The following is a 23,906-nucleotide window of genomic DNA, read 5'->3' on the forward strand; positions in this document are numbered from 1 at the left end:
AAAAGTCGTCCGAATGCCGAACTTTCGGCGCAATCACCAAGGGAGGAAGGCGTGCACGGTCTTGCCCTCCTCTTCCGGCACGGTGATGGTCTGCTCGGCGAGGGCGTTGATCAGGTGCCACCCAATGCCGCCGCACCCCGTGAGATCGGCGAAACGGGGCTTCGGCGCCGTGGGGTTGGTATCGGTCAGGGCGATCTCGACGGTGTCGGCCACTGCGCACAGGCGGAGGCTGAACGGTCCGGGTGCGTAGGTGAAGGCGTTGGAGGCCAGCTCGGTGACCGCCAGCAGCACATCGTCGTGCGCCTCCGGTGAGGACTGCGGCTTCACACACGCCAGACCACGAAGGAAGACGGCCGCGCACTCGCGCGCCTCCGTCACGTCGCTCAGTTCACCCTCGAAATTCCAGGTCTGTTCGACGGCCAAGATGTTCAGGCCGGCTTCGCCTTGCAGGTGCTTGCGTTCGGCGTCCATGGCACTCTCCCTTTCGCTCTCGGATCTCCGGAGGGCTGCCATGCGGGTTTCCCGACCTCTGAGCGATCATGTCCGTCGTAGTTGTCCAGCTGTCGGGACCAAAGTCCCTCGCGAGGGTCTTTGGTCCCATTTCTTATGTAGATCCGATAAACACCGTTCATGTCGGCTGCGGCATATGACACAGTCCTTCAAGATCATCTCGGCGCGGGAGCTTCCACCCGGCTTCGCGCGCCGACGCATAGGAAACGTCGTACCGGAAGGGCATCATGAATCACCGTCAGCGCACCGCGACCGGCCTGGTCGCCGCAGCGACCGCCACCTCGCTCGTCATCGCGATCGCCCCGACGGCCTCTGCCGACACTCTGGACCAGCGCAGCCAGAAAGCAGCCGCAGGTATCGAGCGGATCACTGGCACGCAGGACTTGGCCGCCTCCTCCGCCGCACAGGGCGCAGCCGCGCGGAGCGTCACGAAGACCGAGAGCGGCGCTGTGACCGTGCAAGCCCCCGAAGACGCCACCGGAAACGTGAGAACCACGGCTCCTGACGGCACGGTATTCGGGCTCGGCCTGTCGCAGACGAAGAGCGTCGAGGGCGTCCGGGCGGGCTCCGGGACCATCGTCTATCCCGACGCCGCCGACTCCACCGACCTCGCCGTCCAGCCCACCACCGAGGGCGGTGCCCGTACGCTCGTCACGCTCAAGGACAAGAACGCTCCCACCGAGCAGCGTTTTGACCTCCAACTGCCGGCCGGGGCGCACCTGGCCGCCAACGACAGCGGCGGCTACGACATCTTCCAGGACAGCGGCGAGGGCTCCACCGTGCTCAAGGGCACCATCTCGGCACCCTGGGCCAAGGACGCCAACGGCAAGGACGTCGCCACCAGCTACAAGCTGGAAGGCGGCACCCTGGTGCAGCGCATTGACACCAACGGCACCACAGCCTTCCCCGTGGTCGCCGACCCCCACTACACCTGGGGCATCGTCAGCGGAACGGTCTACTTCAACAAGAGTGAGACCCGGAAGATCGCTCTTGGAGGCGGACTCGCCGCCACCATCATCGCGTCGATACCCGCCGGGTTCACCACCGCCGCCGGAATCACCGTTGCCGCGATCACCACGATGGCCAACATCGCTCAGTCCCACAAGAAGTGCCTGAAGATCAAGAGCTACGGAAAGCCCGGCGAATACTCGGGCAAGCAGGGCGACGGCTACTGCCGCTGACATTCCTGCGGAGAAAGGTGCATCTCGATGACGTTCCTCTGGCTCGCGCTCATCGCCGTCTTCGTCCTCGTCGAGATCTGGCTGACGAAGCGGTCCCATCGACGGTCCGCATGGCGCACTCTCAACGGTGACCGCGTCGCCCTGGCCGTCGGCGTGGCATGGTGCGCCGTCGCTGTCGCCGACTCGTGGGCCGATGACACCGACCCCGTCGGCGGCCTGCTCTTCGGAGGACTGACAGGCGCCGTCGTCGCCTGCGTCGTCGCCACGGCGCGACGCAAGAGCGCATACCTACGAGGCAAGAAGAACGCCTCCTACTGAGGAGTTCACCCACCGTCGGGCCGGGCCTCCTGGCCCGCCTGACCCGTGGGGTGATCCGCCCCCGTAGGCTCGTCTCGACCACAAGACAAGGGCAAGGGTGTTCATTCGATGGCGAAGCCGGTACGAGCAGCACTGGGGGAAACCTGGCTCTCCTGCCAGGTATGCAAGGGAGACATGTTCCGGGAACGGAGTGTCTTGCTCAACAGCACCGGTATGGAGTTCATGAAGCTCGCGTGGGCCGACGAGAGCGCCACCGGCCTGATCTGCTGGACGTGCGGCTACGTGCACCTGTTCGTGAACAAGAACATCAAGCTCTACCGGGCTGACAAGTAAGGGGCCCTCCGCGCCATTCCAGATCACCGCACCCAACCAGAACGGGAACCAAGAGACCCGCTCCGGCAGGACGGGGGCGGCGACCAGCCAGACGACCGGCAGGACCAGGACAGCGAAAAGCAGGCAGCAGGCCGGCCCCCTACTGCCGGAAGTGTGCGACTTCGCAGGCGTATCGCGAAGGTAGGCGGCGCTCACACATCGCGCATGAGTAGTCGTACTCAGTTCTTGGCCCTCAGATCCCACCTCGCTGCCGTACGGATGATCCGGCGCGCCCCTTCACCACCTCCAGCTGCGCGTGCACCCGTCGTCGCAGGTCAGCGACGTGGCTGACGATACCGACGCTGCGGTCCCGCTCGCGCAGGGAGTCCAGGACGTCCAGGACCTCGTCCAGGGTCTGGTCGTCCAGGCTGCCGAAGCCCTCGTCGATGAAGAGCGTGTCGAGGCGTACGCCGCCCGCCTCGTCTGTGACCACGTCCGCGAGGCCGAGCGCCAGGGCGAGCGAGGCGAAGAACGTCTCGCCGCCCGAGAGGGTCGCCGTGTCCCGCTCGCGGCCGGTCCACGCGTCGACCACGTGCAGGCCAAGGCCGGAACGGCCGCGTCCCGTACGGTCGTCGGAGTGCACGAGGGTGTACCGCCCGGACGACATCCGTCGCAGCCGGACCGTCGCGGCGGCCGCCACCTGTTCGAGGCGGGCGGCCAGTACGTACGACTCCAGGCGCATCCTGCGTTCGTTGTCCGCCGAGGTGCCCGCGGCGAGGCCGGCCATCCGAGCCACCCGGTCGTACGCGGCGCGCAGCGGGGCCAGTCTGCGCGTCCCCTCGATGGTGCGGGCGGAGAGCCGGTCGAGTTCGGCGCACCGCCGGGCCGCGGCGTCGCGCGCGGACGCGGCGGCCCGAAGGCGCCGCCCCGCGGTCTCGGCCTCCGCCCGCGCCGCCGGCAGGTCGGCGGGTGGCCGCTGCGCGGCGGCGGCCGTGTCCGGTTCGGCGAGGACGGCGCGCACCGCGGCCTCCTCGTTCCGCCAGGCGTCGATGCGGTGCTGGAGTTCGCGGTGCCTGGCGTCGTCGAGCAGGGCCTCGGCTGCGGCCACCGGCGTGTCGAACCCGGCGCGGAAAGCCGCGTCGGCGAGTCGCGCGTCCGCCGCCTTGAGGCGTTCGGCCGTCTCGTCCGCGGCGCGGGCGGCGTCCGCGGCCTCGGTGAGCAGGGCCGTCTGCCGCTCCAGCTGGGCGGCGCGGGCCGCGACGCTGCCGGCGGTCCCACGCGCGTGGGCCAACTCCGCCTCCAGGGACTCCTGTTCGCGCCCGAGGGCCTCGCGCAGGGTGGCCCTCGATGCCGCGCGGCGTTCGGCCTCCTGCTGCTCGGCGACCCTGCGGTCGTACTCCCGCTCGGCCCGCGCGAGGGCCTCGCGGGCGGCGTGCAGCCCGGAGGCACGGTCGCGTGCTTCGGCGTGGGACCGGCGCAACTCCTCTACCGCCGCGGAGAGTTCATCGACGGTCGGGTCGGTGCCCCCGGGCTGGTCCGCCCCCGTGCCACTGCCTCGTGCGGCCGCTGTCGCCGCCGCCAGCGAGGCCTGTACGTCGCTCAGTTCGCGCTCGGCGGCCGTGCGGGACTCCAGGGCCGCGCGGTGGGCGGCGAGCGCTTCCTCCTCCGCGCCGCGGTCCACGTGCCCGGCGGTCTTGCGGGTGGGGTCGGGGTGTTCCGTCGCCCCGCACACCGCGCACGGTTCGCCGTCCGTCAGGTGCGCGGCGAGTTCGGCCGCGATGCCGGTGAGGCGCTGTTCCTTGAGGGCGAGCCAGTGTTCGTGCGTACTGGTGGCGCGCTCGCGGGCGGTCAGGGCCCGGTCCTGTACCGCCGCCGCGTCCTGGACGAGCCTGTCGCGGCGGCGGGCCGCGTCCAGCCGGGTCCGGGCCGGTTCGAGGCGCCCCGCGAGCCGCTCGGCGTGGGTCGCGGCCTCCTGGGCGGATTCGATGCGCTCCTGGAGGGCGGCCCGCGTGGTGTCCCAGCTCTCCAGCCAGCCCGCCGCGTCTCGCGAGATCTCGTCGTCGGCGCGCTCCTGCCGGCCCAGGGCGGCGCGCTCGGCGGTGATATCGGCGAGCCGCTGCTCGGCGCGCCGGGCCGATCCCAGGCCGCCCAGCTCCTCGGCGGCCTTGCGCGCGGCGGCGGCGAGACCGGACGCCCCCGCGGACTCGAAGGTCTCGGGGAGGCTGCCACGCGCGCGTGCCTCCTCCTGCGCGGCCCTGCGGTGCTCCGACTCGGCGGCGTCACGCAGCCCGAGTGCGGGGGCGACCTTCTCGGCCTTGCGCGCCCGCTCCAGGCGCTGCTCGCACTCCCGCCGCTCCTCCTCGCGCGCGTGGAGCCGCGCGGCGCGCTCCTGTGCCTCGGCGAACCGGCTCTGGAGCCGGTCGAGTTCGCGTACGTCACCGAGTCGGCGCTCCGCGGCGGCCTGCGCTGACTCGGCCGCGGTGAGCGCGCAGTGCGCGATGTCGAGGCGTTCGCGGGCTCCCTCGCGGGCGACGGCGGCCCAGGTGAGGACCTCGGTGGCGAGGCCCGGGTCGCCGGGCGCGAGATCGGGAAGAGGCAGTTCGGCGTCCCGGCCGTCGTCCGCCGCGGCCTGCTGCATGCGGTGGGCGTCGGCGAGGAGCGCCGCGTCGCCGTCCTTGACCTCGGCCTCTGTGGTGCGCCGCTGCTCGGCGAGGCGCTGTTCGACGGCGGCGAACCTACGGGTGTCGAAGAGGCGCCCGAGCAGCTTGCCGCGCGCCTCCGCGTCCGCGCGCAGGAAGCGCGCGAAGTCGCCCTGGGGCAGCAGTACGACCTGGCAGAACTGCTCCTTGCTCATGCCGAGCAGTTGGCTGATTTCCTCGCCGATCTCCTGGTGGGAGCGGCTCAGGTCCTTCCAGCCGCCTTCCGGAGTGCTCTCGCGGAGCCAGCTCTGCGCCTTCTCCGTGGTCGTGCCCGTGCCGCGCTTCTTGGGGCGTGCCCAGGGCGGCTGGCGGGTGATCTCCAAACGGCGCCCGGCGACGGTCAGTTCGAGGCTCACCTCGGTGCGCGTGCCCTGCGGTGCGTGGTCGCTGCGGAGCGTCATGCCCTGCCCGCTGCCCTGGCGTGCGCCGGGCACCGATCCGTACAGGGCGTAGCAGACGGCGTCAAGGACGGAGGTCTTGCCCGCGCCGGTCGGGCCGTGCAGCAGGAAGATCCCGGCGGCGGAGAGGTCGTCGAAGTCGATGTCCTGGGTGGTGCCGAAGGGCCCGAAGGCGGTGATCCGGAGCCGGTGGAGTCTCATCGGGCGACCTCGTGCAGGGTGTCGTCGACGCGGACGGCGTCGAGGGCGGAGCGCAGCACCGCCTGCTCGTGCGCGTCGGGTCCGGCACCGCGCACATGGGTCACGAAGTCCTCGGCGACCTGCTGGTCGCTGCGGCCCTGGAGGCGCTGGGCGTACGAGACGTCCGGGTCCTCCGGTGCCCGGACCGGGTCGAAGACGAGGCTGAGCGTGTGCGGGAAGCGCTCGCAGAGGCGGGCCATGGGGTCGTCGGGGCGGACCGCGTCGGTGAGGGTGGCCTCGACCCACGCCTCCTCGTGGCGGGCGAGGCCGGGGTCGTCGAGGAGTTCGTCGAGGGTGCCGCGGATGCGGGCGAGCGCGCGCGGTACCGGGCAGTCGACGCGGTCGGCCTCGATCTGGCCCTCCGGACCGAGGTCGACGAGCCACATGCTCTTGCGGTGGTCGGCTTCGGAGAAGGAGTACGGCAGCGGGGAGCCGGAGTAGCGCACGCGCGCGGCGAGCGTCTGGCTGCCGTGCAGGTGACCGAGCGCGGCGTAGTCGACGCCCTCGAAGACCGCGGCGGGGACCGCGGCGACCCCGCCGACGGTGATGTCCCGCTCGCTGTCACTGATCTGTCCGCCGCTGACGAAGGCGTGGGCGAGGACGACGGAACGGGTGCCGCGCGCGCGGGTGGCGAGGTCGGCACGCACCCGGTCCATGGCGGCCCCGATGACCGCCTCGTGGCCCGCCTTGGCCACCGCGAACTCCTCCTTGACCAGAGCGGGTTCGAGGTAGGGCAGGCCGTAGAACGCCACGTCCCCGTGGTCGTCGGCGAGGATGACGGGCTCCGCGCAGGCGGCGGGGTCGGTGCGCAGGTGGATGCCCGCGCGGCCGATGAGGCCCGCGCCGACGCCGAGGCGGCGCGCCGAGTCGTGGTTCCCGGAGATCATCACCGTCGGCACGCCGAGGTCCGCGAGCCGGTGCAGCGCGTCGTCGAAGAGCTCGACCGCGGCGAGCGGCGGCACCGCCCTGTCGTACACGTCCCCGGCCACCAGGACGGCGTCGACCTCGCGCTCGCGCGCGGTCGCCACCAGGTGAGCGATGAACGCGGCCTGGGCGTCCAGCATGTTCACGCGGTGGAACGAGCGGCCCAGATGCCAGTCGGACGTGTGCAGCAGCCTCATGATCCCCGAGACTAACGGGCGGGTCGGACATCACGGGCGGCTACTTCCGTAACCGCCGCCGCCCTGGGCCCCGGCCGCGCGAGGGGGCCGCGCGTCAGGCGTCGCCGTACGCCTCTCCCCCGAGCTCCAACACCGCGCTGCCTGCGGTGGCGTCGGCCAGCCAGCCCCGGAAGGCGTCCACGTCGGCGTCCGGGAGGCCGATCTCAATGGTGACCGCGTCGCCGTAACGAACGTCACGCACCGCACGGCCGGCCGCCCGAAGATCGTTCTGGACCTTGCCCGCGCGCTGGTGGTCGACGGTGACGGTGGCGACGCGGAAGCGGCGGCGGGTGACGGTGCCGAGAGCGTCGAGTGCCTCGCCGACCGCGCCTCCGTACGCACGGATGAGTCCGCCCGCGCCGAGCTTGACGCCTCCGTAGTAGCGGGTCACGACCGCGGCGACGTACCGCATGTCGCGGCGGGTGAGCATCTGGAGCATCGGGACGCCCGCGGTGCCGCCGGGCTCGCCGTCGTCACCGGCCTTCTGGATCGCCGCGTCGGCCCCGATGACGTACGCGAAGCAGTTGTGGCTGGCCGTCGGGTGCTCCTTGCGGATGCGCGCGACGAAGTCCTGGGCCTCCCGCTCGGTGGCCGCGGGTGCCAGGGCGCACAGGAAGCGCGAGCGGTTGACCTCGGTCTCGTGCACGCCCTCGCGGGCCACTGTGCGGTATTCGTCCTGCATCTGACCAGCGTAGGCGCTGCGTGGGGGCCGTCCGCAGCCGGGAGCGGCGCCGGGTGGCGCAGGTCACTGTCCACGCGCGCGTGCCGTGCGCCGGGTACGGTGATCCCTCGTGACGTCACCCTCGATACCCGTGCCCGAAGTGCCGGAAGCCTCCGGCCCCTTGGCCTCCCTGCTGGCCGCCGCGCCGGTCACCGTCGTCGAGACCCATCACGACCCGGCCGACGCCGTGCTCTTCCCGGCGGAGGAGGCGGTGGTGGCGAACGCGGTGGCCAAGCGGCGCGACGAGTTCACCACCGTGCGGCACTGCGCCCGCGCCGCGCTGGGCCGCATCGGCGTACCGCCCGCCCCGATCCTGCCGGGCCAGCGGGGCGCGCCCCGCTGGCCGGCCGGCGTCGTCGGGAGCATGACGCACTGCGACGGGTACCGCGCGGCGGTCGTGGCGCGTGCCGGTGAGGTGACCTCGCTCGGCATCGACGCGGAGCCCGCCGCGCCGCTGCGCGACCCGGACGTCCTGAAGATGATCGCCGACGAGACGGAACGGGCGGCGCTCGCCGCACTCGGCGCCCGGTACCCGGACACGCCCTGGGACCGCCTGCTGTTCAGCGCCAAGGAGTCCGTCTACAAGACGTGGTTCCCGCTCACCGGACGCTGGCTCGGCTTCGAGGAGGCCCGGGTGGAGCTCGACCCGGACGGGACGTTCACCGCGCGGCTGCTCGTAGAGGGGCCCGTGGTGCAGGGCGTCGAACTGAAGGTGTTCTCGGGTCGGTGGATCGTGCGCGCGGGGGTAGCCGCCACGGCCATCGTCCTGCCGGTCACCGCGCCCGCGGCCCACGCGTAGCCGCCGCCCGGTACGTGGGGCGGCCTCCCAGCCAGGTGCCCAGCACGCGCGCGTGGCGGATCGCCATGGGGTCGACGGTGCGCGGGTCGGCGGAGAGCAGGACCAGGTCGGCGGGGGCGCCCGGCGAAAGGTGCAGCCGGTCGTCCGCACCCGCCTGGTGGGCGACCCCGGTGGTGGCCGCCGTAAGTGCCTGCTCGACGGTGAGCCGCTGGTGGGGGATCCAGCCCTCTTCCGGCTCCCCCGTGAACGTGCGCCTGGTGACGGCCACTTGGATCCCTTCCAGCGGTACGTGTGAGCTGACGGGCCAGTCGCTGCCGAAGGACAGGCGGACGCCGTCCCGCGCCAGCTCGCCCATGGGGTACTGGAGGGCCGCCCGGTGCGCGCCGATCCGCGGGAGGGACAGCTCAGTCTGGAGCGGGTCGGGCTGCGCCCAGAGGGGTTCGAAGTTGGCGACGACGCCGAGGGGTGCGAACCGGGGCAGGTCGGCGGGGTCGACCACCTGTACGTGGGTGATCACCGGGCGCCGGTCCCATGCGGGGTTGGCGTCGATCGCGGACTCGATCGCGTCGAGCGAGGCGCGTACGCCCGCGTCGCCGATCGCGTGGATGTGCGTCCGGAAGCCCACGGCGTCGAAGGCCCGCACCGCGTCGGCGAGCGCTCGGGGCTCCCACACGGGCATGCCGCAGCTGTGGGGCGCGTCCAGGTAGGGGGCGAGCATGGCGGCGGTGCCGCCCTCGATGACGCCGTCGCTGAAGAACTTCACCGTCCGCGCGGTCAGCAGCTCGCCGCCCTCCGCGGCCACCCGCGCGCGTGTCTCGGCGAACGGCTTGAGCTGCGCGCGCCAGCGGTCGGGGTCCGCGCGCTGGGCGAGGTCGACGCGGAAGGCCAGGGCGTCACGCCGGGCGGCGGCGAGATAGGCGTCCGCCATCTCCGGTTCGACCCAGGCGTCCTGGACCCAGGTGATGCCCGCGCGCGCGTACGCGTGCCCGGCGCGGCGCACCGCCTCGACGAGGTCGTCCGTCGCGCGCGAGGGGACCTGGTCGAGCACGAGGTCGCAGGCGTGCCATTCGCGCAGCGTCCCCAGAGGGGCGCCGTCGGGTCGGCGCACGATCCGGCCGAGGCGCGGCTCCGGGCTCCTCTCGCTCACCCCGGCCCTGCGCAGCGCCTCGGTGTTGCACCAGACGGTGTGGTAGTCGTGGGCGCGCAGCACGACGGGCCGGTCGGGTACCGCCGCGTCCAGCCAGCGGGCGTCGAACTCCCCGTCGGGCGCGAGCGCGGGGTCGTAGGAGGCGCCGACGATCCACTCGACCTCCGGGTGCTCCTCGGCCCATCGCCCGACTTCGGAGACGACCGCTTCGACGGAGGCGAGTTCCTTGATCTGTGGTCCGAAGCTCTCCAGACCGCCGAGGAGCGGGTGGGCGTGCCCGTCCCCGAAGGCGGCCATCAGCAGCCCGTCCCCGACGTCGACGACCTCGTCTGCGGTGGCGGCGAGCGCGCGGGCCTCGTCGCCGAGCGCGAGGACCCTGCCGTCGCGCACGGCGAGCGCCGTGGCGTCGTGGTCGGGGTGGCTCCCGGTGCGGGTGGGGCCGAGGAAGACCAGCGTCGTCACGTCTTCTCCTTGCTCGCGTTCGCTTGGGTCGGGTGGACCGGGGTGGGCCGGGGTGGGCCGGGGGTTCAGACGTGCTCGCCGTCCACCGTCGTCAGCCGCTCGTACGCGACCGGATCGCGCGCCTTGATACGGAGGGCGAGCACGGCGCCGATGACGAACAGCACCGGCAGCGGGAGGACCAAGGCCGCGTTCACGCCTGCGGAGGCGCCGGTGAGCAGGTCGAGGTGGGCGCAGACGAGGACGATCATGACGGCGAGGCCCGCGCAGGCGAGCAGCGGGGCGACGACCACCCGCCAAGCCGGCAGGGCGCGCCGGTCGCGGCGGAAGAACCCGTACACGGAGAGGGCGGCGAGGGCCTGCATGAGCATCACGCCGAGGATGCCGGAGCCGCTGCTCCACAGGAACGGCGTACGGATCGGCCCCGCTGATCATAGTCACGACGATCGCGGTAAGCGCCAGGGCCGACTGCGTGACGACCGCTGTGGCCGGGGCCCGTGTCCTCGCGGAGACGGTGCCGAGGCGGTCCGGGAGGAGACCCTCCCTGCCGAGTGCGTAGAAGTAGCGGGCGGCTCCGTTGTGGAAGGCGAGCGTGGCGGCGAAGGCGCTGGTGATGATCAGCACGTGCATGGAGTCGGCGGCCCAGGCTCCGCTGAAGCGTTCGGTGGCGGTGAACACCATGTCGGCGCCGCCCTTGCCGTCCGCGACCGCCTGGGCGCGATCGCTGCCGTACGCGTTGATGATCATCCAGACGCTGAAGGTGTAGAAGAGCGCGAGGAACGCCACGGCGATGTAGGTGGCGCGCGGCACGGTCCGCTCCGGTCGCCGCGCCTCCTCGGCGTAGATCGCGGTCGCCTCGAAGCCGACGAAGGCGCCGATGGCGAGGACGAACATGCCGCCGGCCCCGGACTCGCCGAGATGGGCGGGCGACAGCGCCCCGAGGTCGAGGCCGCGCGGACCGCCGCCGTGCGCGAGAACGCCCGCTTCGAAGACGAGCAGCACCAGCACTTCGAGGACCAGGGCGGCGCCGAGGACCTTGGCACTGAGGGTGACCTTGAGATAGCCGAGCACGCCGATGGCGCCCAGCCCGGCCAACGCCCAGATCCACCAGGGCACATGGACCCCGGTGAGGTCCTCGAAGCCCGATTCCGTGAACCATCCGAAGGCGGCGAGCAGGCCCACCTCGATCGCGTTGTACGAGAAGAGCGCGACGTACGCGGATCCGGCTCCCGCCGGGCGGCCGAGCCCCCTGCCGATGTACGCGTAGAAAGCGCCGGCGTTGCGCACGTACCGGCTCATGGCCGTGAACCCGGCGGCGAAGACGATCAGCAGCAGCCCCGAGAGGAGATAGCCGAGCGGCGCCGCGGGTCCCGCCATACCGATGGCCAGCGGGGCCACGCCCGCCATGACCGTCAGCGGGGCCGCGGCCGCCACGACGAAGAAGACCAGATCGCCGGTGCCGACCGCCCCGTCGCTCAATCCTTGGGGGGTGGCGGCGGGTGGCGGTACAGGGGAAGGGGGTGCGGTCACGCGCGTGCTCCCGGAGGTCGAAAACGCCGACGGGGGTGGAATCGCCGAGAAAACTAAACCCTTTAGTCCGAGCTGGCAGGACCGTACTCTGCGCAGGAAGTGCCTGGGAAGAGGGCACGGGAGTAGAGGGCATGGGCGGAGGGCATGGGAAGAGGCCGCGAAGGGGCGGGCAGGGGCCGCCCGAGCAGACCGGTGCTGAGCGCCGGCCTGATCGCGCGTGAGGCGCTTGCCATGATCGACACCGAGGGCGCAGACGCGTTCAGCCTGCCGCGGCTCGCCGGCCGGCTCGGTGTGAAGGCCGCCTCGCTGTACAACCACTTGGACGGCCGCGCCGCCGTCATCGAGAGCGTGCGACGCCTGGTCGTCGAGGAGATCGACGTCTCCGTGTTCGCCGTGCTGCCCTGGCCCGACGCTCTGGCCGCGTGGGCGCGTTCGTACCGCGACGCGTTCGCGCGCCACCCGCACGCCATCGATCTCCTCGTCACGACGACGATCGGTTCCCCGGCGATGCTCGCGATGTACGAGTCGGTGGTGGAGGCGCTGGCCCGCGGCGGCTGGCCGCCCGGGCGCCTGGTGACGGTCCTGACGAGCGTGGAGTCCTTCGTGCTCGGCTCCGCGCTCGACCTCGTCGCGCCCCCGCCGATGATCGACCCCTCGGGCCGCGCGCCGCGGGTGCCGGCCCTCGCCGCCGCGCTGCACGCCGCGCCCGAGCACGACAAGGCGGCGCGCGCGGAGCAGGCGTTCGCCTCCGGCCTCCAGGCGTTGGTGCGCGGGCTCGTGGCGCAGCTCGCGGAAGTTCGCACCTCCGATGCGGCGGGCCGGCAGCCCGGGTGACGAAGCAGACAGACCGGTGGCGAAAAAAGATGGAGCGCGGGGCGCCGTCGAGTGCGCCCCGTCGGCTCCCCCTCTGCCATGAGTCGAGCCGCCCTGCGCCACACCCCTCGCCGGACGACGGTTGACGCCCAGGTCGAAACGTTTCTTGACTTTGTTCGCACGCGAGCCGTCGATTTGAAAAGCTTTCGGCCAAACCCACAAGTAGCCATGCGCATACACCACCGCATATACGTTTTCCCTATTGTCATACTTTCTTTTGTGGTCTTGCCATGCCTTCCGGTTGTGCACCTATCTGGTTGCTGCGACCACGTCCTCACCCGGGGTTCCCGATGAGCCCCGGACCGGTTCGGCGGAGCCCTCGTGCGCCGTCGACCAGGGAAGTGGCCGTCCATCCTCTACCTGAGGAGAAGTCATGAAGAAGGCCTACGAAGCGCCGGCGCTCATCCGACTCGGGACGTTCCGGAAGAAGACCGGGCTGCTGGCGCGGAACGGAAACGACCGACTCATTTTCAGCAAGAACTGACGACCGGAGGTTTCTGACCGAACGTCATGACTGAACTGCACGAGAGTGCGGGGACGGGCCCCGGCGACGCGCACTTCACGGTCTTCAACGACCGTGCGGACGCGGCCGCCGTGGCCCGCTCCTTCGCCCACCCAGGAACACGTGTCCTCAACCATTCCTCGGGCCGGCCGTGGCTGGTCGGCCAGTGGGCCGACGAAGAGATCGTCACGGCGCGCGTCGGCCGCACCGCCCTGGCCGTCATCGGCTGCTGCCCCGTCACCGCCGCCGAACTGGAGGCCCGGGCAGGGCGGTTGCGCGATCTGGCGGAGCTGGACGTGTGGGCCCGCTCCCTGCCCGGCAGCTTCCACCTCGTCGCCGCCCTGGACCAGCGACTCAGGATGCAGGGCACCGCGTCCGGGCTCCGGCTGGTCTTCCACGCCATCGTGGACGGTGTGCCCGTGGCCGCCACCCGCGCCGATGTCCTCGCCGCCGCCCTGGGCCACGACCCCGACGAAGAACAGCTCGCGATCCGGCTGTTGTGGCCGGCCCCCTATCCCCTTTTCGAGACCTCCCTCTGGTACGGCGTCACCGCGGTGCCACCACAGGACGCGCTGATCGTCGGCGCGGACGGGCGGACCGTGCACCACTCACGGTGGTGGACCCCGCCGGAGCCGGTCCGCACCCTCGCCGACGGGGCGCCGCTGGTCCGCGAGGCCCTCGCCACAGCCATCGACGCCCGCACGCGCCAAGGCGGCGTGGTCAGCTGCGACCTGTCCGGCGGCCTGGACTCCACCTCCATCTGCTTCCTCGCGGACCGGTCCCCCGCCAAGGTGGTGGCCAGCACCTGGCCGGGACGCGACCCGGCCGACACCGACCTGCACTGGGCCGAGCAGGCGGTGAAACACCTGCCGGACGTCGAGCACGTGGTGTGGGACGCTCACGCCTCACCGCTGGTCTACGACGATCTGCTGAACATCGACGACCTGCTGGACGAACCGACCATCGGCGTCATGGACCGCTCAAGGGTGCTGAGCCATCTGCCGGACATGGCCCGGCGGGGCAGCCGAGTGCACATGACGGGCATCGGCGGCGATCACGTGGCCTGGTGCTCGGAGGCGTACTACCACCGACTGTCGCGCACCCGCCCGCTGTTCGCGCTGCGGCAACTGCGTGGCTTCCGGGCCCTGTGGCAGTGGCCGCTCGGTACGACGGCCCGTGCCCTGGCCGATTCCCGGCCATACGGCAGGTGTCTCGCCGACGCCGTCGGACACCTGCGCGACCCGCTCCCGGCATCGGCCACCACCAGTCTCGGCTGGGGCATGCCCCCACGTCTCTTCGAGTGGGTCACGCCCGACGCCACACGCATGGTCGAGCGGGCGCTGCGGGAGGCCGCTTCGACGGTCGTGCCCCTGCACCCCGACCGTGGCATGCACGCCGATCTGGAACAGATCCGCTCGTGCACGCGCATCATCCGCCAGTGGGACCGCATGGCGGCCCGCGTCGGTGTCCCGATGGCCTCGCCGTTCCTCGACGACCGCGTCATCGAGGCGTGCCTCGCGATCCGGCCCGAGGAACGCGTCACGCCCTGGGCGTACAAGCCCGTGCTCACCGCCGCGATGCACGGCATCGTGCCCGAGGCGTGTCTGCGGCGCACCACCAAGGCCGCGGCCGCCATGGACGCCGCCGACGGACTGCGCAGGCACCGCGCCGACCTGCTGGCCCTGTGGGAGGACTCCAGGCTGGAACAGCTCGGCCTGGTCGACGGTGAGGCGCTGCGCCGCCTCGCGCAGCGGCCCTCCGCGCCCGGGCTGCGCGACGGCATCCTCTACTCGACCATCGCCGCCGAGGTATGGCTTCGCGGCCTCTCCCCCGCCCCTACCCGATAGGCCCGCCACCGAAGAAAGGCAGTCACCCACCATGGCACTGCGGTTCGGCCCCGATGTCTCCACCACGGAGACCGACTACGGCACGGTTCTGCTGGACCAGCGCAGCGGAAACTACTGGGAACTCAATCCCACCGGGACCCTCGTCGTGAAGACCCTCCTCGACGGCGGCGAGGAGGCGGCGGCCGTCGACGCGCTCGTCACGGAGTTCGACATCGACCGGCCCCGCGCGGAGCAGGACGTCACGGCTCTCGTACGGGAACTGCGGGAGTCGGGGCTGGCCTCATGACGACACCGAGCGCCCTGGAACGGCCCTCGAACGTTCCCTTCACCCGGCGTCTGGCCGCCCGGCTCGTCCTGCTGCCCGCCGTCGTGCTCTCCTCGCTGTCGCCGCGCCGGATCCGCGCCGTCCTCGATGTCGTACGCCGCGGAGCCGCCCCGGCCACCGCCGCGCAGGCGAGAAACGCCCGGGACGCTATGTGCGCGACCAGCCTCCTCTGCGCCGGCCCGCAAGGCTGCCTGCCCCGCTCGCTGGGCGCCGCCCTGTTGTGCCGGCTGACGGGCAGTTGGCCCACGTGGTGCACGGGGGCGAGCGTGGTGCCTCCCTTCAACGCGCACGCGTGGATCGAGGCGGAGGGCCGGCCCATCGGCGAGGACGCGCCCGACGACTACTTCGCACGGCTGCTCACGGTGGAGCCCCGGACCGCGAACCGCCCGCCCCGCCAGCCCCGCCCATGACGGACTCCCGGACGCAGGAGCCGGACCGGTCACCACAGGAGTCGGACCGCTCGACCCGGGCGGCGGTCGCCACCATGTACCGGCTCACCACAGGACACCGGCCCTCCATCCTCGTGGCCACCGCGCTGACCCTCGTCGGCTCCGTGCTCGGGCTCGCCCAGCCCCTCGTCGCCAAGGAGATCGTGGACGCGGGCGACCGAGGACAGTCGTTCTGGCCCCTGCTGATCCTCCTGGCCGTGCTGTTCATCAGCGAAGCCGCCACCGGCGCGACCGGCCGCTTCGTCCTGGAACGCATGGGCGAAAGAGTCGTACGGCAACTCCGCCACGGCCTCGTCGCACGACTGCTGCGGCTGGAGATGCGGGAGTACGACCGCCATCGCACCGGCGACCTGATCTCCCGCGTGACCACCGACACCACCCTGCTCAGGGAAGTGGTCTCCCAAGCCCTGGTCGACCTCGTCACGGGAGCCCTCGTCGCAGCCGGAGCGATCGCCTTGATGATGTGGATCGACCCGCTGCTGCTCGTCCTGGTCGCCCTGACCGTGGCCACCGCCGCCGCCGTCGTGGCCTCCCTGCTGAAGGGCATCCGTGCCGCCTCCGAGCACATGCAGACTTCCGTCGGCGCGATCGCCGCCGACCTCGAGCGCGCGCTCGGAGCCCTGCCCATGGTCCGCGTCCACCGTGCCGAGGACCGCGAGGCACGGCGCGTCGGCGAACGGATCGACTCCGCCCACGACGCGGGGGTCCGGACCGCGAAGCTCGCGTCCGTGATGAGCCCGGCGGTCGAGCTGGCCGTCCAGGGTTCCTTCCTGCTCGTCCTGGTCATCGGCGGCCTGCGGGTCACCGGCCACGCCAACTCCCTCGGCGACCTCGTGGCCTTCCTGCTGTACGCCTCCTACCTCGTCCTGCCCCTGTCGTCGGTCTTCAACGCGGTCGGCCTGATCCAGCGTGGCATGGGTGCCTACCAGCGCATCGAACAAGCCCTGGACCTGCCCGTGGAGCCCACGCACCCCGGCCACCCGCAGGTGCGGGCGCGTACGTGCGAGGCGCCCCCGCAAGCCCCTTCGCACGAGGAGCCCGCCCTCGCCCTGCGGGACCTCACCTTCGGCTACGAACCCGGTCGGCCGGTGCTGAGCGGCGTCACCTTCCCTGTCCCCCACCGGAGCCAGACGGCCCTGGTCGGCCGGTCGGGTGCCGGGAAGAGCACAGTCTTCGCTCTGGTGGCCAGGTTCTACGAACCGGACTCCGGAGTGCTCCTTTTCGACGGGCGGCCCGCCACCGAACTGACCCGCGCGGAATGCCGCGAACGGATCGCCGTGGTCGATCAGAACACCCACGTCGTCCACGGCACCCTGCGCGACAACATCACCTACGCCGCGCCCGACGCCAGCGACGCCGAGGTGCGGCGCGTCATCGAACTCGCGCAACTCGACGATGTCGTACGGCGGTTGCCGGGCGGTCTGGCCGGTCTGCTCGGCGACCGCGGCAACACCCTCTCGGGGGGCGAGCGCCAGCGAGTCGCCCTGGCCCGCGCCCTGCTCGCCCGCCCCGGACTGCTCCTGCTCGACGAGCCGACCTCCCACCTCGACGCGATCAACGAGACCGCCCTCACCACGGTGATGAAGGACGTCGCGCGTGAATGCGCCCTGCTGGTGATCGCGCACCGGCTCTCCACCGTGCAGCACGCCGACCAGATCGTCGTCCTTGACGACGGTCGCGCCACCGCTCGCGGAGGTCACGAGGAACTGCTCGCCGGCAGCTCGCTGTACCGCGAACTGGCGGCGGGGCAGATGCTCCCCGGCCGCCGGCCAAGGGTGAACCCGTAGCCCGGGCCTGTCACTGCCCTGGTGTAGTTTCTACAGCAGTGTAGTTTCTACACTGCTGTAGAAACTGATTCATCGATACGTTTATGGAGTTCTCCATGGCCCTGTGGGACCGCGTCAAGGAATCCGCATCGACGATGCAGACCCAGCTGATGGCGAAGAAGAACGACCTCAAGAGCGGCGCTTTCCGCGACGCGAGCATGGCCATGTGTGCCTTGGTCGCGGCCGCCGACGGCACCGTGGACCCGTCCGAGCGCCACCGCGTGGCCCAGCTCATCGGCTCGAACGAGGTGTTGCAGAACTTCCCGGCGGACGACCTGCGCCGCCGCTTCGACGCCTATGTCGACAAGCTGACCGCCGACTTCGCCTTCGGCAAGGTGAGCGTCCTCCAGGAGGTCGCCAAGGCGAAGAAGAAGCCCGCGGAGGCCCGCGCGGTCATCCAGATAGGCATCGTCATCGGCGGCGCCGACGGCGACTTCGACAAGGACGAGCAGGCCGTGGTGCGCGAAGCGTGCTTCGCGCTCGAACTGCCCCCGCACGAGTTCGACCTCTAGGAGCCACTTCGCGGAACCGTTCAGAGCGGCGTGGCCGCGCGCAGGATGAGGACCATCGTGACCGCGGAGTTCGCCGAGGACATCGCGGACACGACGGTGCCGAACGCCGCGCACCACAGGGCGAGTCCCACCGCGGTGAACAGGGAGGGGCGCGTGCGGGCCGCGGGCGGCGGGGCGAGCAGCGCGGCGACGCGACGCGGCACGGGGCCCGGCGCGGCGAACCCCGCGAGGGCCGGCGCGGGCGCGCCCCGCGAGACGAGGGCGGCCTTGCCGATCGCGCGGGCGACGGTCCGCCGGTCCCGCACGGCCCGCGCCGCCTCCTCGTCGGCCCACCGTTCCGCGGTGAAGGCCACCGAGGTGCGCAGCGGCCGCAGGAACGGATTGGCGCGGGCCGCCAACCGCGTGACCAGCAGGTGCCGGTGGTGGCGCGCGGCCAGATGGGCCCGCTCGTGCGCGAACAGCGCGCGCCGCTCCGGGGCCGCGAGCCGGGCCAGCATGCCGGTGGTGACCACGACACGGCCGCCGCGGCGGGAGGGCAGGGCATAGGCGTACGACACGTCGTCGGGCAGCACGGCGACGGACGTGCCGGGCAGGCCCTCGAGGGCGCGGTGGCCCCGGCGCCGTACGCGCTCGTGCCGCCACAGGGTGCGCGCGCACGCGGCGCACACGGCGAGCAGCGCGGGAATGGCAGCCTTCCCCGCGATCTCGTCGTAGGGCACAGCGGCCCGCACCTCGGGATCGGACCAGCCGTCGGGCAGGGGGTTGCCCGGCAGTTGAGCGGTGCCGACGACCATGAGCAGCGCCAGGCAGAGCGTGCTGCACAGGGCCATCACCCCGGCGACGGCGGTGAGCACGCGCGTGGCGGTACGCGGATGGAGATGCTGTTCGGCGAGGCGGGCGACCGGCCAGGCGGTCAGCGGCAGCACGAGCGGCAGGAAGACGAAGACGCCCATCAGGCGGGAGCTCCCATCAGGTGTCAGTCGTCCGTCTCGGCGCCCGCCCGCCCGAGCAGCTCCCGCAGGAGCTGCTCGTCGTCGGCCGTGAGCGTCGTGACGAAGCTGGCGAGGACCGCCTCCCGGTCGCTCTCGCCGTCGAGCACCTTGCGCATGCGGAACGCGGCGAGCCCCGCCTCGTCCGAGGCCGGCGTCCACGCGAAGGACCGGCCCGCGCGCTCCCGGGTCACCACGTTCTTCGCGAGGAGGCGGGTCAGGATCGTCATCACGGTCGTGTAGGCGAGGTCACCGCCGATCCGCTCCTGCACCCAGGCGGCGCTGACCGGGCCGCGGGCGGCGTGCAGCGCGGCGAGCACCTGCTGCTCCAGCTCGCCCTGCGCGCGGCGGCGCAGCCTCGGCGGGCGCTCCTCGCGCTTGTCGTGATGCTCCATGCCGGGGCTCCCTCCAGCCTCTTCGCGCTCCTCGGCGGCCGGGAGCGCCATATCGTAACGGGCCCGGACCACCCCGCCAGCTTCTACATTCCTGTAGATTCTACGGGAGCCATCACCCGGAACGCGTAACTCGGACCTCAGGAGGACATCGTGGGAGTTTCCCTGGCCAAGGGCGGCAACGTCTCACTCAGCAAGGAGGCCCCGGGCCTGACCGCCGTACTGGTCGGTCTGGGCTGGGACGTGCGTACCACGACGGGCACGGACTACGACCTGGACGCCAGCGCGCTGCTCTGCGACGACTCCGGCAAGGTCGTCTCGGACCAGCACTTCATCTTCTACAACAACCTGACGAGTCCGGACGGTTCGGTCGAGCACACCGGTGACAACCTCACCGGTGAGGGCGAGGGCGACGACGAGGCCGTGAAGGTGAACCTCGCCCAGGTGCCCGCCCAGATCACGAAGATCGTCTTCCCGGTGTCGATCCACGACGCCGAGAACCGCGGCCAGAGCTTCGGCCAGGTCCGCAACGCCTTCATCCGCGTGGTGAACCAGGCGGACGGCGTCGAGATCGCGCGCTACGACCTCTCCGAGGACGCGTCGACGGAGACCGCCATGGTCTTCGGCGAGCTGTACCGCCATGGCGCCGAGTGGAAATTCCGCGCGGTCGGCCAGGGTTATGCCAGTGGACTGCGGGGCATCGCGACGGACTTCGGCGTGAACGTCTGACCCGCGGTCCCTGACGGCATCCGGCCGCGAACCCCGAGGAGGCAGGTCATGTACGACGACCAGGAGACGGTGCGCAAGATCCTGACGGAGCTGGGCGACACCTGGGCGGTCGTGGGCCTGTCCGGCAACCGCGACCGGCCGGCGTACGGCGTCGCGGCCGTCCTGCAAGGCTTCGGCAAGCGCGTCGTGCCGATCCATCCCAAGGCTGAGACGGTCCACGGCGAGCAGGGGTATCCCTCCCTGTCCGCCGTGCCGTTCGCGGTCGACGTGGTCGATGTGTTCGTCAACAGCGGCCTGGCGGGCCAGGTCGCCGACGAGGCGGTCGCGGCCGGCGCGCGGGCCGTGTGGTTCCAGCTCGGCGTCATCGACGAGGCGGCGTACGAACGGACGCGCGCGGCGGGCCTGGACATGGTCATGGACCGCTGCCCGGCCATCGAGATTCCACGGCTGGGCTGAGGTCGGGGCGGCCGCGCCCTTCAGAACCGCTTCGAGGGCCAGTCGAGCAGGCGCGCGCCGATCACCGCGGTCTGGAGGGTGTAACGGTGCACGGGGTCCGAGGGGTTGGCGCCGGTGAGCTTGTGGATGCGTTCCAGCCGGTAGGTCAGGGCGCGCACGCTCAGCGCGAGGCGGCGGGCGGCCTCCGCCGCCACACACCCCGAGTCGAAGTACGCGGCGAGCGTGTCGATGAGCGGCTGCGCTCCGCCGCGGGCCCGCTCCAGCGGGCCGAGCGTGTTGAGCACGAGGTCGGCCATGGCCTGGCGGTCGCGGGTCAGGACGGGGTAGACGAGCAGGTCGGCCGCGTGCAGCACGGGGTCGTCAAGCTCCAGGCGTTCCGCGAGGTCCAGGGCGTTGAGCGCTTCCTCGTACGACTGGACGACGCCGCCGGGGCCGGGCTGCGGGCGGCCGATGGCGACGCGGCCGCCGTCGGTGGCGGCGTGGGCACGCTTGGCGAAGAAGGCCAGGACCTCTCCCTGGTCGCCCGGGGCGATGCACACCAGGCGGCCGTCCTTGGTGGTGAGCAGGATGCTCCGGTCGCCGAACCGGCCGATCAGGGCCCGCTCGACCTCGCGGGGGACCGCGTGCCCCTCCTCGTATCCGTTCGGGCCCTCGGCGACGGCGACGGCGTGTTCGTAGGACAGGCGCAGCCCGAAGCGTTCCGCGCGTTCGGCGAGCAGGCCGAGGTCGCTGCGTCCGTAGAGCAGATCGTCGATGAACTCGCGCCGGGCCGCCTCCTCCTGGCGGACGGCCAGGCGCTGGGCGCGTTCGTAGCCCTCGGCGAAGGCGTCCATGGCCTGTTCGGCGGCGGCCAGTGCGCTGTCGACGCAGAGCGCCCGCTCGGCGGGCCAGTGGGCGCGGGTCGCCGCGAGGTGCGCGCCGACCAGGGCCCTGAGGCCGAGGCCGGCGTCGGCGGCCCGCTCCCCCAGCACGCGCCGCGACGCGAGTTCGTCGCGGGTGAGCCGCCGCCCCGTCGAGGAGGCGGCGGCGAGGATGTGGGCGTAGCCGTCGAGATACTCCTGCGGTATGTCCTGCCCCGCCATGCCGCCCCTGCCGCCTCGATGAACCTTGATACCGATGGACCGTTGATGCCTTTCTAACGCATGGCGGGTTTGGGCGACCCGGGCGGGGGCGGGAACAATCGGTCGGCACGCGTCGTTGTACAGGTCATGCCTCTGACTGGAGAGTACGAGCCCGGTACGTGGGATTGGTCGAGCAAGCAGGTCGATCTCTACGAGAGTTCCGGCGGCACGGACGGCACGACCCTGCGGGGCAAGCCCGTCATCGTGCTGACGTCGGTCGGCGCCAAGAGCGGGAAGCTCCGCAAGAACCCCCTGATGCGCGTCGAGCACGAAGGGGAGTACGCGGTGGTGGCGTCCAAGGGCGGCGACCCCGCGCACCCGTCCTGGTACCACAACCTCGTCGCCCAGCCGCATGTCGAGCTTCAGGACGGCCCGGTGAAGAAGGACTACCGTGCGCGGGTCGCCACCGGTGAGGAGCGGCGCGTCTGGTGGGAGCGGGCAGTCGCGGTATGGCCCGACTACGACGACTACCAGAAGAAGACGACCCGCGAGATCCCCCTCTTCGTCCTGACGCCCATCGAGTCCTGAGCGCCCGTAGGAGGCGTTTGTCGAGTCCTGAGCGCCCGCAGGAGGCCTCCTGCCGCAGGTCGCGTCAGGTCTCCTGTTCGCGGCGGCGGGCCCGGAAGGCCCGCAGGTTCGCCGCGTTCCCGCATGTCTTGACGTCGTGCCAGACGCCGCTGTTGTTGCGGGAGCGGTCGTAGAACGCGACCCGGCAGAGCGGGTTGCGGCAGGTCTTGAGGCGGCGCGCCGTGTCCGCGCGCTGCCCGTCGTACGCCGCCGCGAGGGCCAGTGCGACGAGGTGGCCCCAGCCGGTGCCGCACGGTTCCAGGCGTACGACACCGTCCTCACCGAGCCGCAGCGCCGCCTCACCGGAGTACGCCACGCCCGGCCCGAGCGCCCCGGCCCCCTCACCGCGCCCCTGCCCCTGCCTACGCCGCGCGACGAGCTTCCCCAGCGTCTCGCGGAACGTACGCAGTTCGCGCAGCCCCTTGGCGTCGAGGGTGATGTGCGGCGCGGGCAGTCCGGTCGCCGCCGCCCACTCGGAGGCGGCCTCGTGCGCCCACGTCCGCGCCTCGGCGAGGCCGTCGAGCAGGTCGGGGTGCGGGGGCGTACCGGCGGCGACGGTGTTGAGCAGGTCCTGGACGAGTCCGAGGCCGCCGGGCGCGGGCTCCAGGCGGTACCGCGCGGTCGCGGGCCAGGTCATGGGATCACTCTCCGGGGTTCGAAAGGGCCGACCCACTCTTTCACGGGGGGTCCCGCGCCCCTCTCACACCAGGGCGTCGAGGCGTGAGGCGTCGTACGGCACTGCCTCGGCCAACCGACCGGTAAGCGCCTTGGCGGGCCACTCGGGGTCGGCGACCAGCGCGCGGGCGACGGCGACGACGTCGAACTCGTCGCGCTCCAGCCGGTCCAGGAGCGGATCGATACCGGTGACGCCGGACCGCTGGGTGCGCCCGGGCGCCCCGGCGAACTGCTGGTCGAGACCGACGGAGCCCACGGTGACCGACGGCTTGCCGGTGAGCTTCTTCGCCCAGCCCGCGAGGTTCAGGTCGCTGCCGTCGAACTCGGGCAGCCAGTAGCGCCTCGTCGAGGCGTGGAAGGCGTCCACGCCCGCCGCCGCGAGGGGCGCGAGCAGGTGCTCCAGTTCGGCGGGGTTCTCGGCGACGCGGGCGTCGTAGTGGTCGGTCTTCCACTGCGAGAGGCGGAGGACGACCGGGAAGCCGGGTGAGACGGCCGCGCGTACGGCGGCGACGATCTCGGCGGCGAACCGGGCACGGGAGGCGTGGTCCCCGCCGTAGGCGTCGCCGCGGGTGTTGGTGCCGTGCCACAGGAAGGCGTCGATCAGATAGCCGTGGGCGCCGTGCAGTTCGACGCCGTCGAAGCCGATGCGCTCGGCGGTGGCGGCGGCCTCCGCGAAGGCCTCGACGACCGCGTCGATGTCGTCGAGCGTCATGGCCCTGCCGTGCGGGCGCCCGTCGAGGCCGATCCCCGAGGGACCCTCGGCGGGGACGCCGAGCGGCGGGACGGTGTCGGTGCGGACCACGCCCGTATGCCACAGCTGGGGCATGATGCGGCCGCCCGCCTCGTGCACCCGCTCGGCCACCCGCGCCCAGCCGGCCAGGGCCCTCTCGCCGTGGAAGTGCGGCACCCGGTCGTACGCCGCAGCCGCGTCCCGCCCTATGTAGGTGCCCTCCGTGACGATCAGGCCGGCGCCTCCCGCCGCCCGCCGCGCGTAGTACGCGGCGACGTCCTCGTCCGGCACGCCGCCCGGCGAGAAGCGTCGGGTCACCGCGGCCATCGCGATGCGGTTGGGCAGCGTCAGATCGCCGATGGTGAAGGGCCGCCCCAGAAGGCGTGCGGCACGGGACCGGTGACCGTGGGCTCTGTTCGGACGGGTCATGACAGGCTCC

Annotated in this window: 24 protein-coding genes; 14 read left to right on the forward strand and 10 right to left on the reverse strand. The window is 72.1% G+C overall.

Going from position 1 to position 23,906, the window contains the following annotated elements:
* Positions 1-33: 33 nt before the first annotated feature.
* Positions 34-471: an ATP-binding protein gene (locus CP975_RS02005; RefSeq protein ID WP_070321155.1), complete on the reverse strand. Its 438-nt coding sequence runs from the start codon at positions 469-471 to the stop codon at positions 34-36.
* Positions 472-737: 266 nt separating this feature from the next.
* Here CP975_RS02005 and CP975_RS02010 point away from each other — a divergent pair, with 266 nt between their 5' ends.
* The 3 genes from CP975_RS02010 (at position 738) to CP975_RS35635 (ending at position 2,342) form a co-directional block, all read left to right on the forward strand.
* Entirely contained in the window at positions 738-1,691 is a 954-nt protein-coding gene (locus CP975_RS02010; RefSeq protein WP_055528169.1) for a hypothetical protein, read from the forward strand.
* A 27-nt stretch (positions 1,692-1,718) separates the two neighbouring features.
* On the forward strand, positions 1,719-2,009 hold the full coding sequence (locus tag CP975_RS02015; protein ID WP_055528167.1) for a hypothetical protein: 291 nt from the start codon (positions 1,719-1,721) through the stop codon (positions 2,007-2,009).
* A 195-nt stretch (positions 2,010-2,204) separates the two neighbouring features.
* Entirely contained in the window at positions 2,205-2,342 is a 138-nt protein-coding gene (locus CP975_RS35635) for a hypothetical protein (RefSeq protein WP_246201371.1), read from the forward strand.
* A gap of 232 nt (positions 2,343-2,574) precedes the next feature.
* On the opposite strand, the gene CP975_RS02025 is transcribed toward CP975_RS35635, so the two are convergent.
* The 3 genes from CP975_RS02025 to CP975_RS02035 form a co-directional block, all read right to left on the reverse strand.
* Positions 2,575-5,619 carry an AAA family ATPase gene (locus tag CP975_RS02025; protein ID WP_055528165.1) on the reverse strand — a complete coding sequence of 1,015 codons (3,045 nt, stop codon included), beginning with the start codon at positions 5,617-5,619 and terminating at the stop codon, positions 2,575-2,577.
* On the reverse strand, positions 5,616-6,779 hold the full coding sequence (locus CP975_RS02030) for an exonuclease SbcCD subunit D (protein WP_055528164.1): 1,164 nt from the start codon (positions 6,777-6,779) through the stop codon (positions 5,616-5,618). The genes CP975_RS02025 and CP975_RS02030 overlap by 4 nt, the downstream gene beginning before the upstream one ends.
* A gap of 94 nt (positions 6,780-6,873) precedes the next feature.
* Positions 6,874-7,500, reverse strand: a complete 627-nt coding sequence (locus CP975_RS02035) for a YigZ family protein (protein ID WP_055528163.1) — start codon at positions 7,498-7,500, stop codon at positions 6,874-6,876.
* A 160-nt stretch (positions 7,501-7,660) separates the two neighbouring features.
* On the opposite strand from CP975_RS02035, the gene CP975_RS02040 reads away from it, so the two are divergent.
* A complete protein-coding gene (locus tag CP975_RS02040) occupies positions 7,661-8,338 on the forward strand; it encodes a 4'-phosphopantetheinyl transferase family protein (RefSeq protein ID WP_055528161.1) in 678 nt (225 codons plus the stop codon).
* On the opposite strand, the gene CP975_RS35640 is transcribed toward CP975_RS02040, so the two are convergent.
* Entirely contained in the window at positions 8,313-11,423 is a 3,111-nt protein-coding gene (locus tag CP975_RS35640) for an amino acid permease (RefSeq protein ID WP_246201372.1), read from the reverse strand. The genes CP975_RS02040 and CP975_RS35640 overlap by 26 nt on opposite strands.
* Before the next feature lie 282 nt (positions 11,424-11,705).
* Between CP975_RS35640 and CP975_RS02055 the strand changes: the two genes are divergently transcribed.
* From CP975_RS02055 to CP975_RS02085, 7 genes are all read left to right on the forward strand, one after another.
* Positions 11,706-12,308, forward strand: coding sequence for a TetR/AcrR family transcriptional regulator (locus CP975_RS02055; protein WP_070321308.1), 603 nt, complete (start codon positions 11,706-11,708; stop codon positions 12,306-12,308).
* A 412-nt stretch (positions 12,309-12,720) separates the two neighbouring features.
* Positions 12,721-12,831 carry a keywimysin-related RiPP gene (locus CP975_RS02060; RefSeq protein WP_150476506.1) on the forward strand — a complete coding sequence of 37 codons (111 nt, stop codon included), beginning with the start codon at positions 12,721-12,723 and terminating at the stop codon, positions 12,829-12,831.
* Positions 12,832-12,857: 26 nt separating this feature from the next.
* Positions 12,858-14,696: a lasso peptide isopeptide bond-forming cyclase gene (locus CP975_RS02065; RefSeq protein WP_055535820.1), complete on the forward strand. Its 1,839-nt coding sequence runs from the start codon at positions 12,858-12,860 to the stop codon at positions 14,694-14,696.
* A gap of 31 nt (positions 14,697-14,727) precedes the next feature.
* The gene (locus CP975_RS02070) at positions 14,728-14,982 is read left to right on the forward strand and encodes a lasso peptide biosynthesis PqqD family chaperone (RefSeq protein ID WP_055535818.1); all 255 of its coding nucleotides are present in this window, start codon (positions 14,728-14,730) and stop codon (positions 14,980-14,982) included.
* Positions 14,979-15,431: a lasso peptide biosynthesis B2 protein gene (locus CP975_RS02075; RefSeq protein ID WP_055535816.1), complete on the forward strand. Its 453-nt coding sequence runs from the start codon at positions 14,979-14,981 to the stop codon at positions 15,429-15,431. Before CP975_RS02070 ends, CP975_RS02075 begins: the two co-directional genes overlap by 4 nt.
* Positions 15,428-17,257: an ABC transporter ATP-binding protein gene (locus CP975_RS02080; RefSeq protein ID WP_055535814.1), complete on the forward strand. Its 1,830-nt coding sequence runs from the start codon at positions 15,428-15,430 to the stop codon at positions 17,255-17,257. Before CP975_RS02075 ends, CP975_RS02080 begins: the two co-directional genes overlap by 4 nt.
* A 95-nt stretch (positions 17,258-17,352) precedes the next feature.
* On the forward strand, positions 17,353-17,808 hold the full coding sequence (locus tag CP975_RS02085; protein WP_030777064.1) for a tellurite resistance TerB family protein: 456 nt from the start codon (positions 17,353-17,355) through the stop codon (positions 17,806-17,808).
* Positions 17,809-17,828: 20 nt separating this feature from the next.
* Here the strand turns inward: CP975_RS02085 and CP975_RS02090 are convergent, their stop codons facing one another.
* Both CP975_RS02090 and CP975_RS02095 read right to left on the reverse strand, forming a co-directional pair.
* Entirely contained in the window at positions 17,829-18,761 is a 933-nt protein-coding gene (locus CP975_RS02090) for a M56 family metallopeptidase (protein WP_055535812.1), read from the reverse strand.
* Between the two features lie 23 nt (positions 18,762-18,784).
* Positions 18,785-19,192 carry a BlaI/MecI/CopY family transcriptional regulator gene (locus CP975_RS02095; RefSeq protein WP_055535810.1) on the reverse strand — a complete coding sequence of 136 codons (408 nt, stop codon included), beginning with the start codon at positions 19,190-19,192 and terminating at the stop codon, positions 18,785-18,787.
* Between the two features lie 150 nt (positions 19,193-19,342).
* On the opposite strand from CP975_RS02095, the gene CP975_RS02100 reads away from it, so the two are divergent.
* Complete coding sequence (locus CP975_RS02100; protein WP_030777057.1) at positions 19,343-19,918, forward strand: TerD family protein; 576 nt, start codon at positions 19,343-19,345, stop codon at positions 19,916-19,918.
* Between the two features lie 48 nt (positions 19,919-19,966).
* A complete protein-coding gene (locus tag CP975_RS02105; protein ID WP_055535808.1) occupies positions 19,967-20,374 on the forward strand; it encodes a CoA-binding protein in 408 nt (135 codons plus the stop codon).
* Positions 20,375-20,394: 20 nt separating this feature from the next.
* Here CP975_RS02105 and CP975_RS02110 read toward each other — a convergent pair whose 3' ends face one another.
* A complete protein-coding gene (locus CP975_RS02110) occupies positions 20,395-21,456 on the reverse strand; it encodes a PucR family transcriptional regulator (protein ID WP_055535807.1) in 1,062 nt (353 codons plus the stop codon).
* 126 nt (positions 21,457-21,582) lie between these two features.
* Between CP975_RS02110 and CP975_RS02115 the strand changes: the two genes are divergently transcribed.
* On the forward strand, positions 21,583-22,023 hold the full coding sequence (locus CP975_RS02115; protein WP_055535805.1) for a nitroreductase family deazaflavin-dependent oxidoreductase: 441 nt from the start codon (positions 21,583-21,585) through the stop codon (positions 22,021-22,023).
* Between the two features lie 64 nt (positions 22,024-22,087).
* On the opposite strand, the gene CP975_RS02120 is transcribed toward CP975_RS02115, so the two are convergent.
* Complete coding sequence (locus CP975_RS02120; protein ID WP_150476507.1) at positions 22,088-22,699, reverse strand: CGNR zinc finger domain-containing protein; 612 nt, start codon at positions 22,697-22,699, stop codon at positions 22,088-22,090.
* 63 nt (positions 22,700-22,762) lie between these two features.
* Positions 22,763-23,896, reverse strand: coding sequence for an oxidoreductase (locus CP975_RS02125; protein ID WP_055536169.1), 1,134 nt, complete (start codon positions 23,894-23,896; stop codon positions 22,763-22,765).
* Between the last annotated feature and the right edge of the window lie 10 nt (positions 23,897-23,906).

It is taken from the genome of Streptomyces alboniger (genome assembly GCF_008704395.1).
GTDB classification, from domain to species: Bacteria; Actinomycetota; Actinomycetes; order Streptomycetales; family Streptomycetaceae; genus Streptomyces; species Streptomyces alboniger.

What these genes read in the sequence shown, in the direction of transcription:
- CP975_RS02005 (WP_070321155.1), bottom strand. Translation starts at nt 471, where the DNA reads ATGGACGCCGAACGCAAGCACCTGCAAGGCGAAGCCGGCCTGAACATC.
- CP975_RS02010 (WP_055528169.1), top strand. Translation starts at nt 738, where the DNA reads ATGAATCACCGTCAGCGCACCGCGACCGGCCTGGTCGCCGCAGCGACC.
- CP975_RS02015 (WP_055528167.1), top strand. Translation starts at nt 1,719, where the DNA reads ATGACGTTCCTCTGGCTCGCGCTCATCGCCGTCTTCGTCCTCGTCGAG.
- CP975_RS02025 (WP_055528165.1), bottom strand. Translation starts at nt 5,619, where the DNA reads ATGAGACTCCACCGGCTCCGGATCACCGCCTTCGGGCCCTTCGGCACC.
- CP975_RS02030 (WP_055528164.1), bottom strand. Translation starts at nt 6,779, where the DNA reads ATGAGGCTGCTGCACACGTCCGACTGGCATCTGGGCCGCTCGTTCCAC.
- CP975_RS02035 (WP_055528163.1), bottom strand. Translation starts at nt 7,500, where the DNA reads ATGCAGGACGAATACCGCACAGTGGCCCGCGAGGGCGTGCACGAGACC.
- CP975_RS02055 (WP_070321308.1), top strand. Translation starts at nt 11,706, where the DNA reads ATGATCGACACCGAGGGCGCAGACGCGTTCAGCCTGCCGCGGCTCGCC.
- CP975_RS02060 (WP_150476506.1), top strand. Translation starts at nt 12,721, where the DNA reads ATGAAGAAGGCCTACGAAGCGCCGGCGCTCATCCGACTCGGGACGTTC.
- CP975_RS02065 (WP_055535820.1), top strand. Translation starts at nt 12,858, where the DNA reads ATGACTGAACTGCACGAGAGTGCGGGGACGGGCCCCGGCGACGCGCAC.
- CP975_RS02070 (WP_055535818.1), top strand. Translation starts at nt 14,728, where the DNA reads ATGGCACTGCGGTTCGGCCCCGATGTCTCCACCACGGAGACCGACTAC.
- CP975_RS02075 (WP_055535816.1), top strand. Translation starts at nt 14,979, where the DNA reads ATGACGACACCGAGCGCCCTGGAACGGCCCTCGAACGTTCCCTTCACC.
- CP975_RS02080 (WP_055535814.1), top strand. Translation starts at nt 15,428, where the DNA reads ATGACGGACTCCCGGACGCAGGAGCCGGACCGGTCACCACAGGAGTCG.
- CP975_RS02085 (WP_030777064.1), top strand. Translation starts at nt 17,353, where the DNA reads ATGGCCCTGTGGGACCGCGTCAAGGAATCCGCATCGACGATGCAGACC.
- CP975_RS02090 (WP_055535812.1), bottom strand. Translation starts at nt 18,761, where the DNA reads ATGGGCGTCTTCGTCTTCCTGCCGCTCGTGCTGCCGCTGACCGCCTGG.
- CP975_RS02095 (WP_055535810.1), bottom strand. Translation starts at nt 19,192, where the DNA reads ATGGAGCATCACGACAAGCGCGAGGAGCGCCCGCCGAGGCTGCGCCGC.
- CP975_RS02105 (WP_055535808.1), top strand. Translation starts at nt 19,967, where the DNA reads ATGTACGACGACCAGGAGACGGTGCGCAAGATCCTGACGGAGCTGGGC.
- CP975_RS02110 (WP_055535807.1), bottom strand. Translation starts at nt 21,456, where the DNA reads ATGGCGGGGCAGGACATACCGCAGGAGTATCTCGACGGCTACGCCCAC.
- CP975_RS02115 (WP_055535805.1), top strand. Translation starts at nt 21,583, where the DNA reads ATGCCTCTGACTGGAGAGTACGAGCCCGGTACGTGGGATTGGTCGAGC.
- CP975_RS02120 (WP_150476507.1), bottom strand. Translation starts at nt 22,699, where the DNA reads ATGACCTGGCCCGCGACCGCGCGGTACCGCCTGGAGCCCGCGCCCGGC.
- CP975_RS02125 (WP_055536169.1), bottom strand. Translation starts at nt 23,896, where the DNA reads ATGACCCGTCCGAACAGAGCCCACGGTCACCGGTCCCGTGCCGCACGC.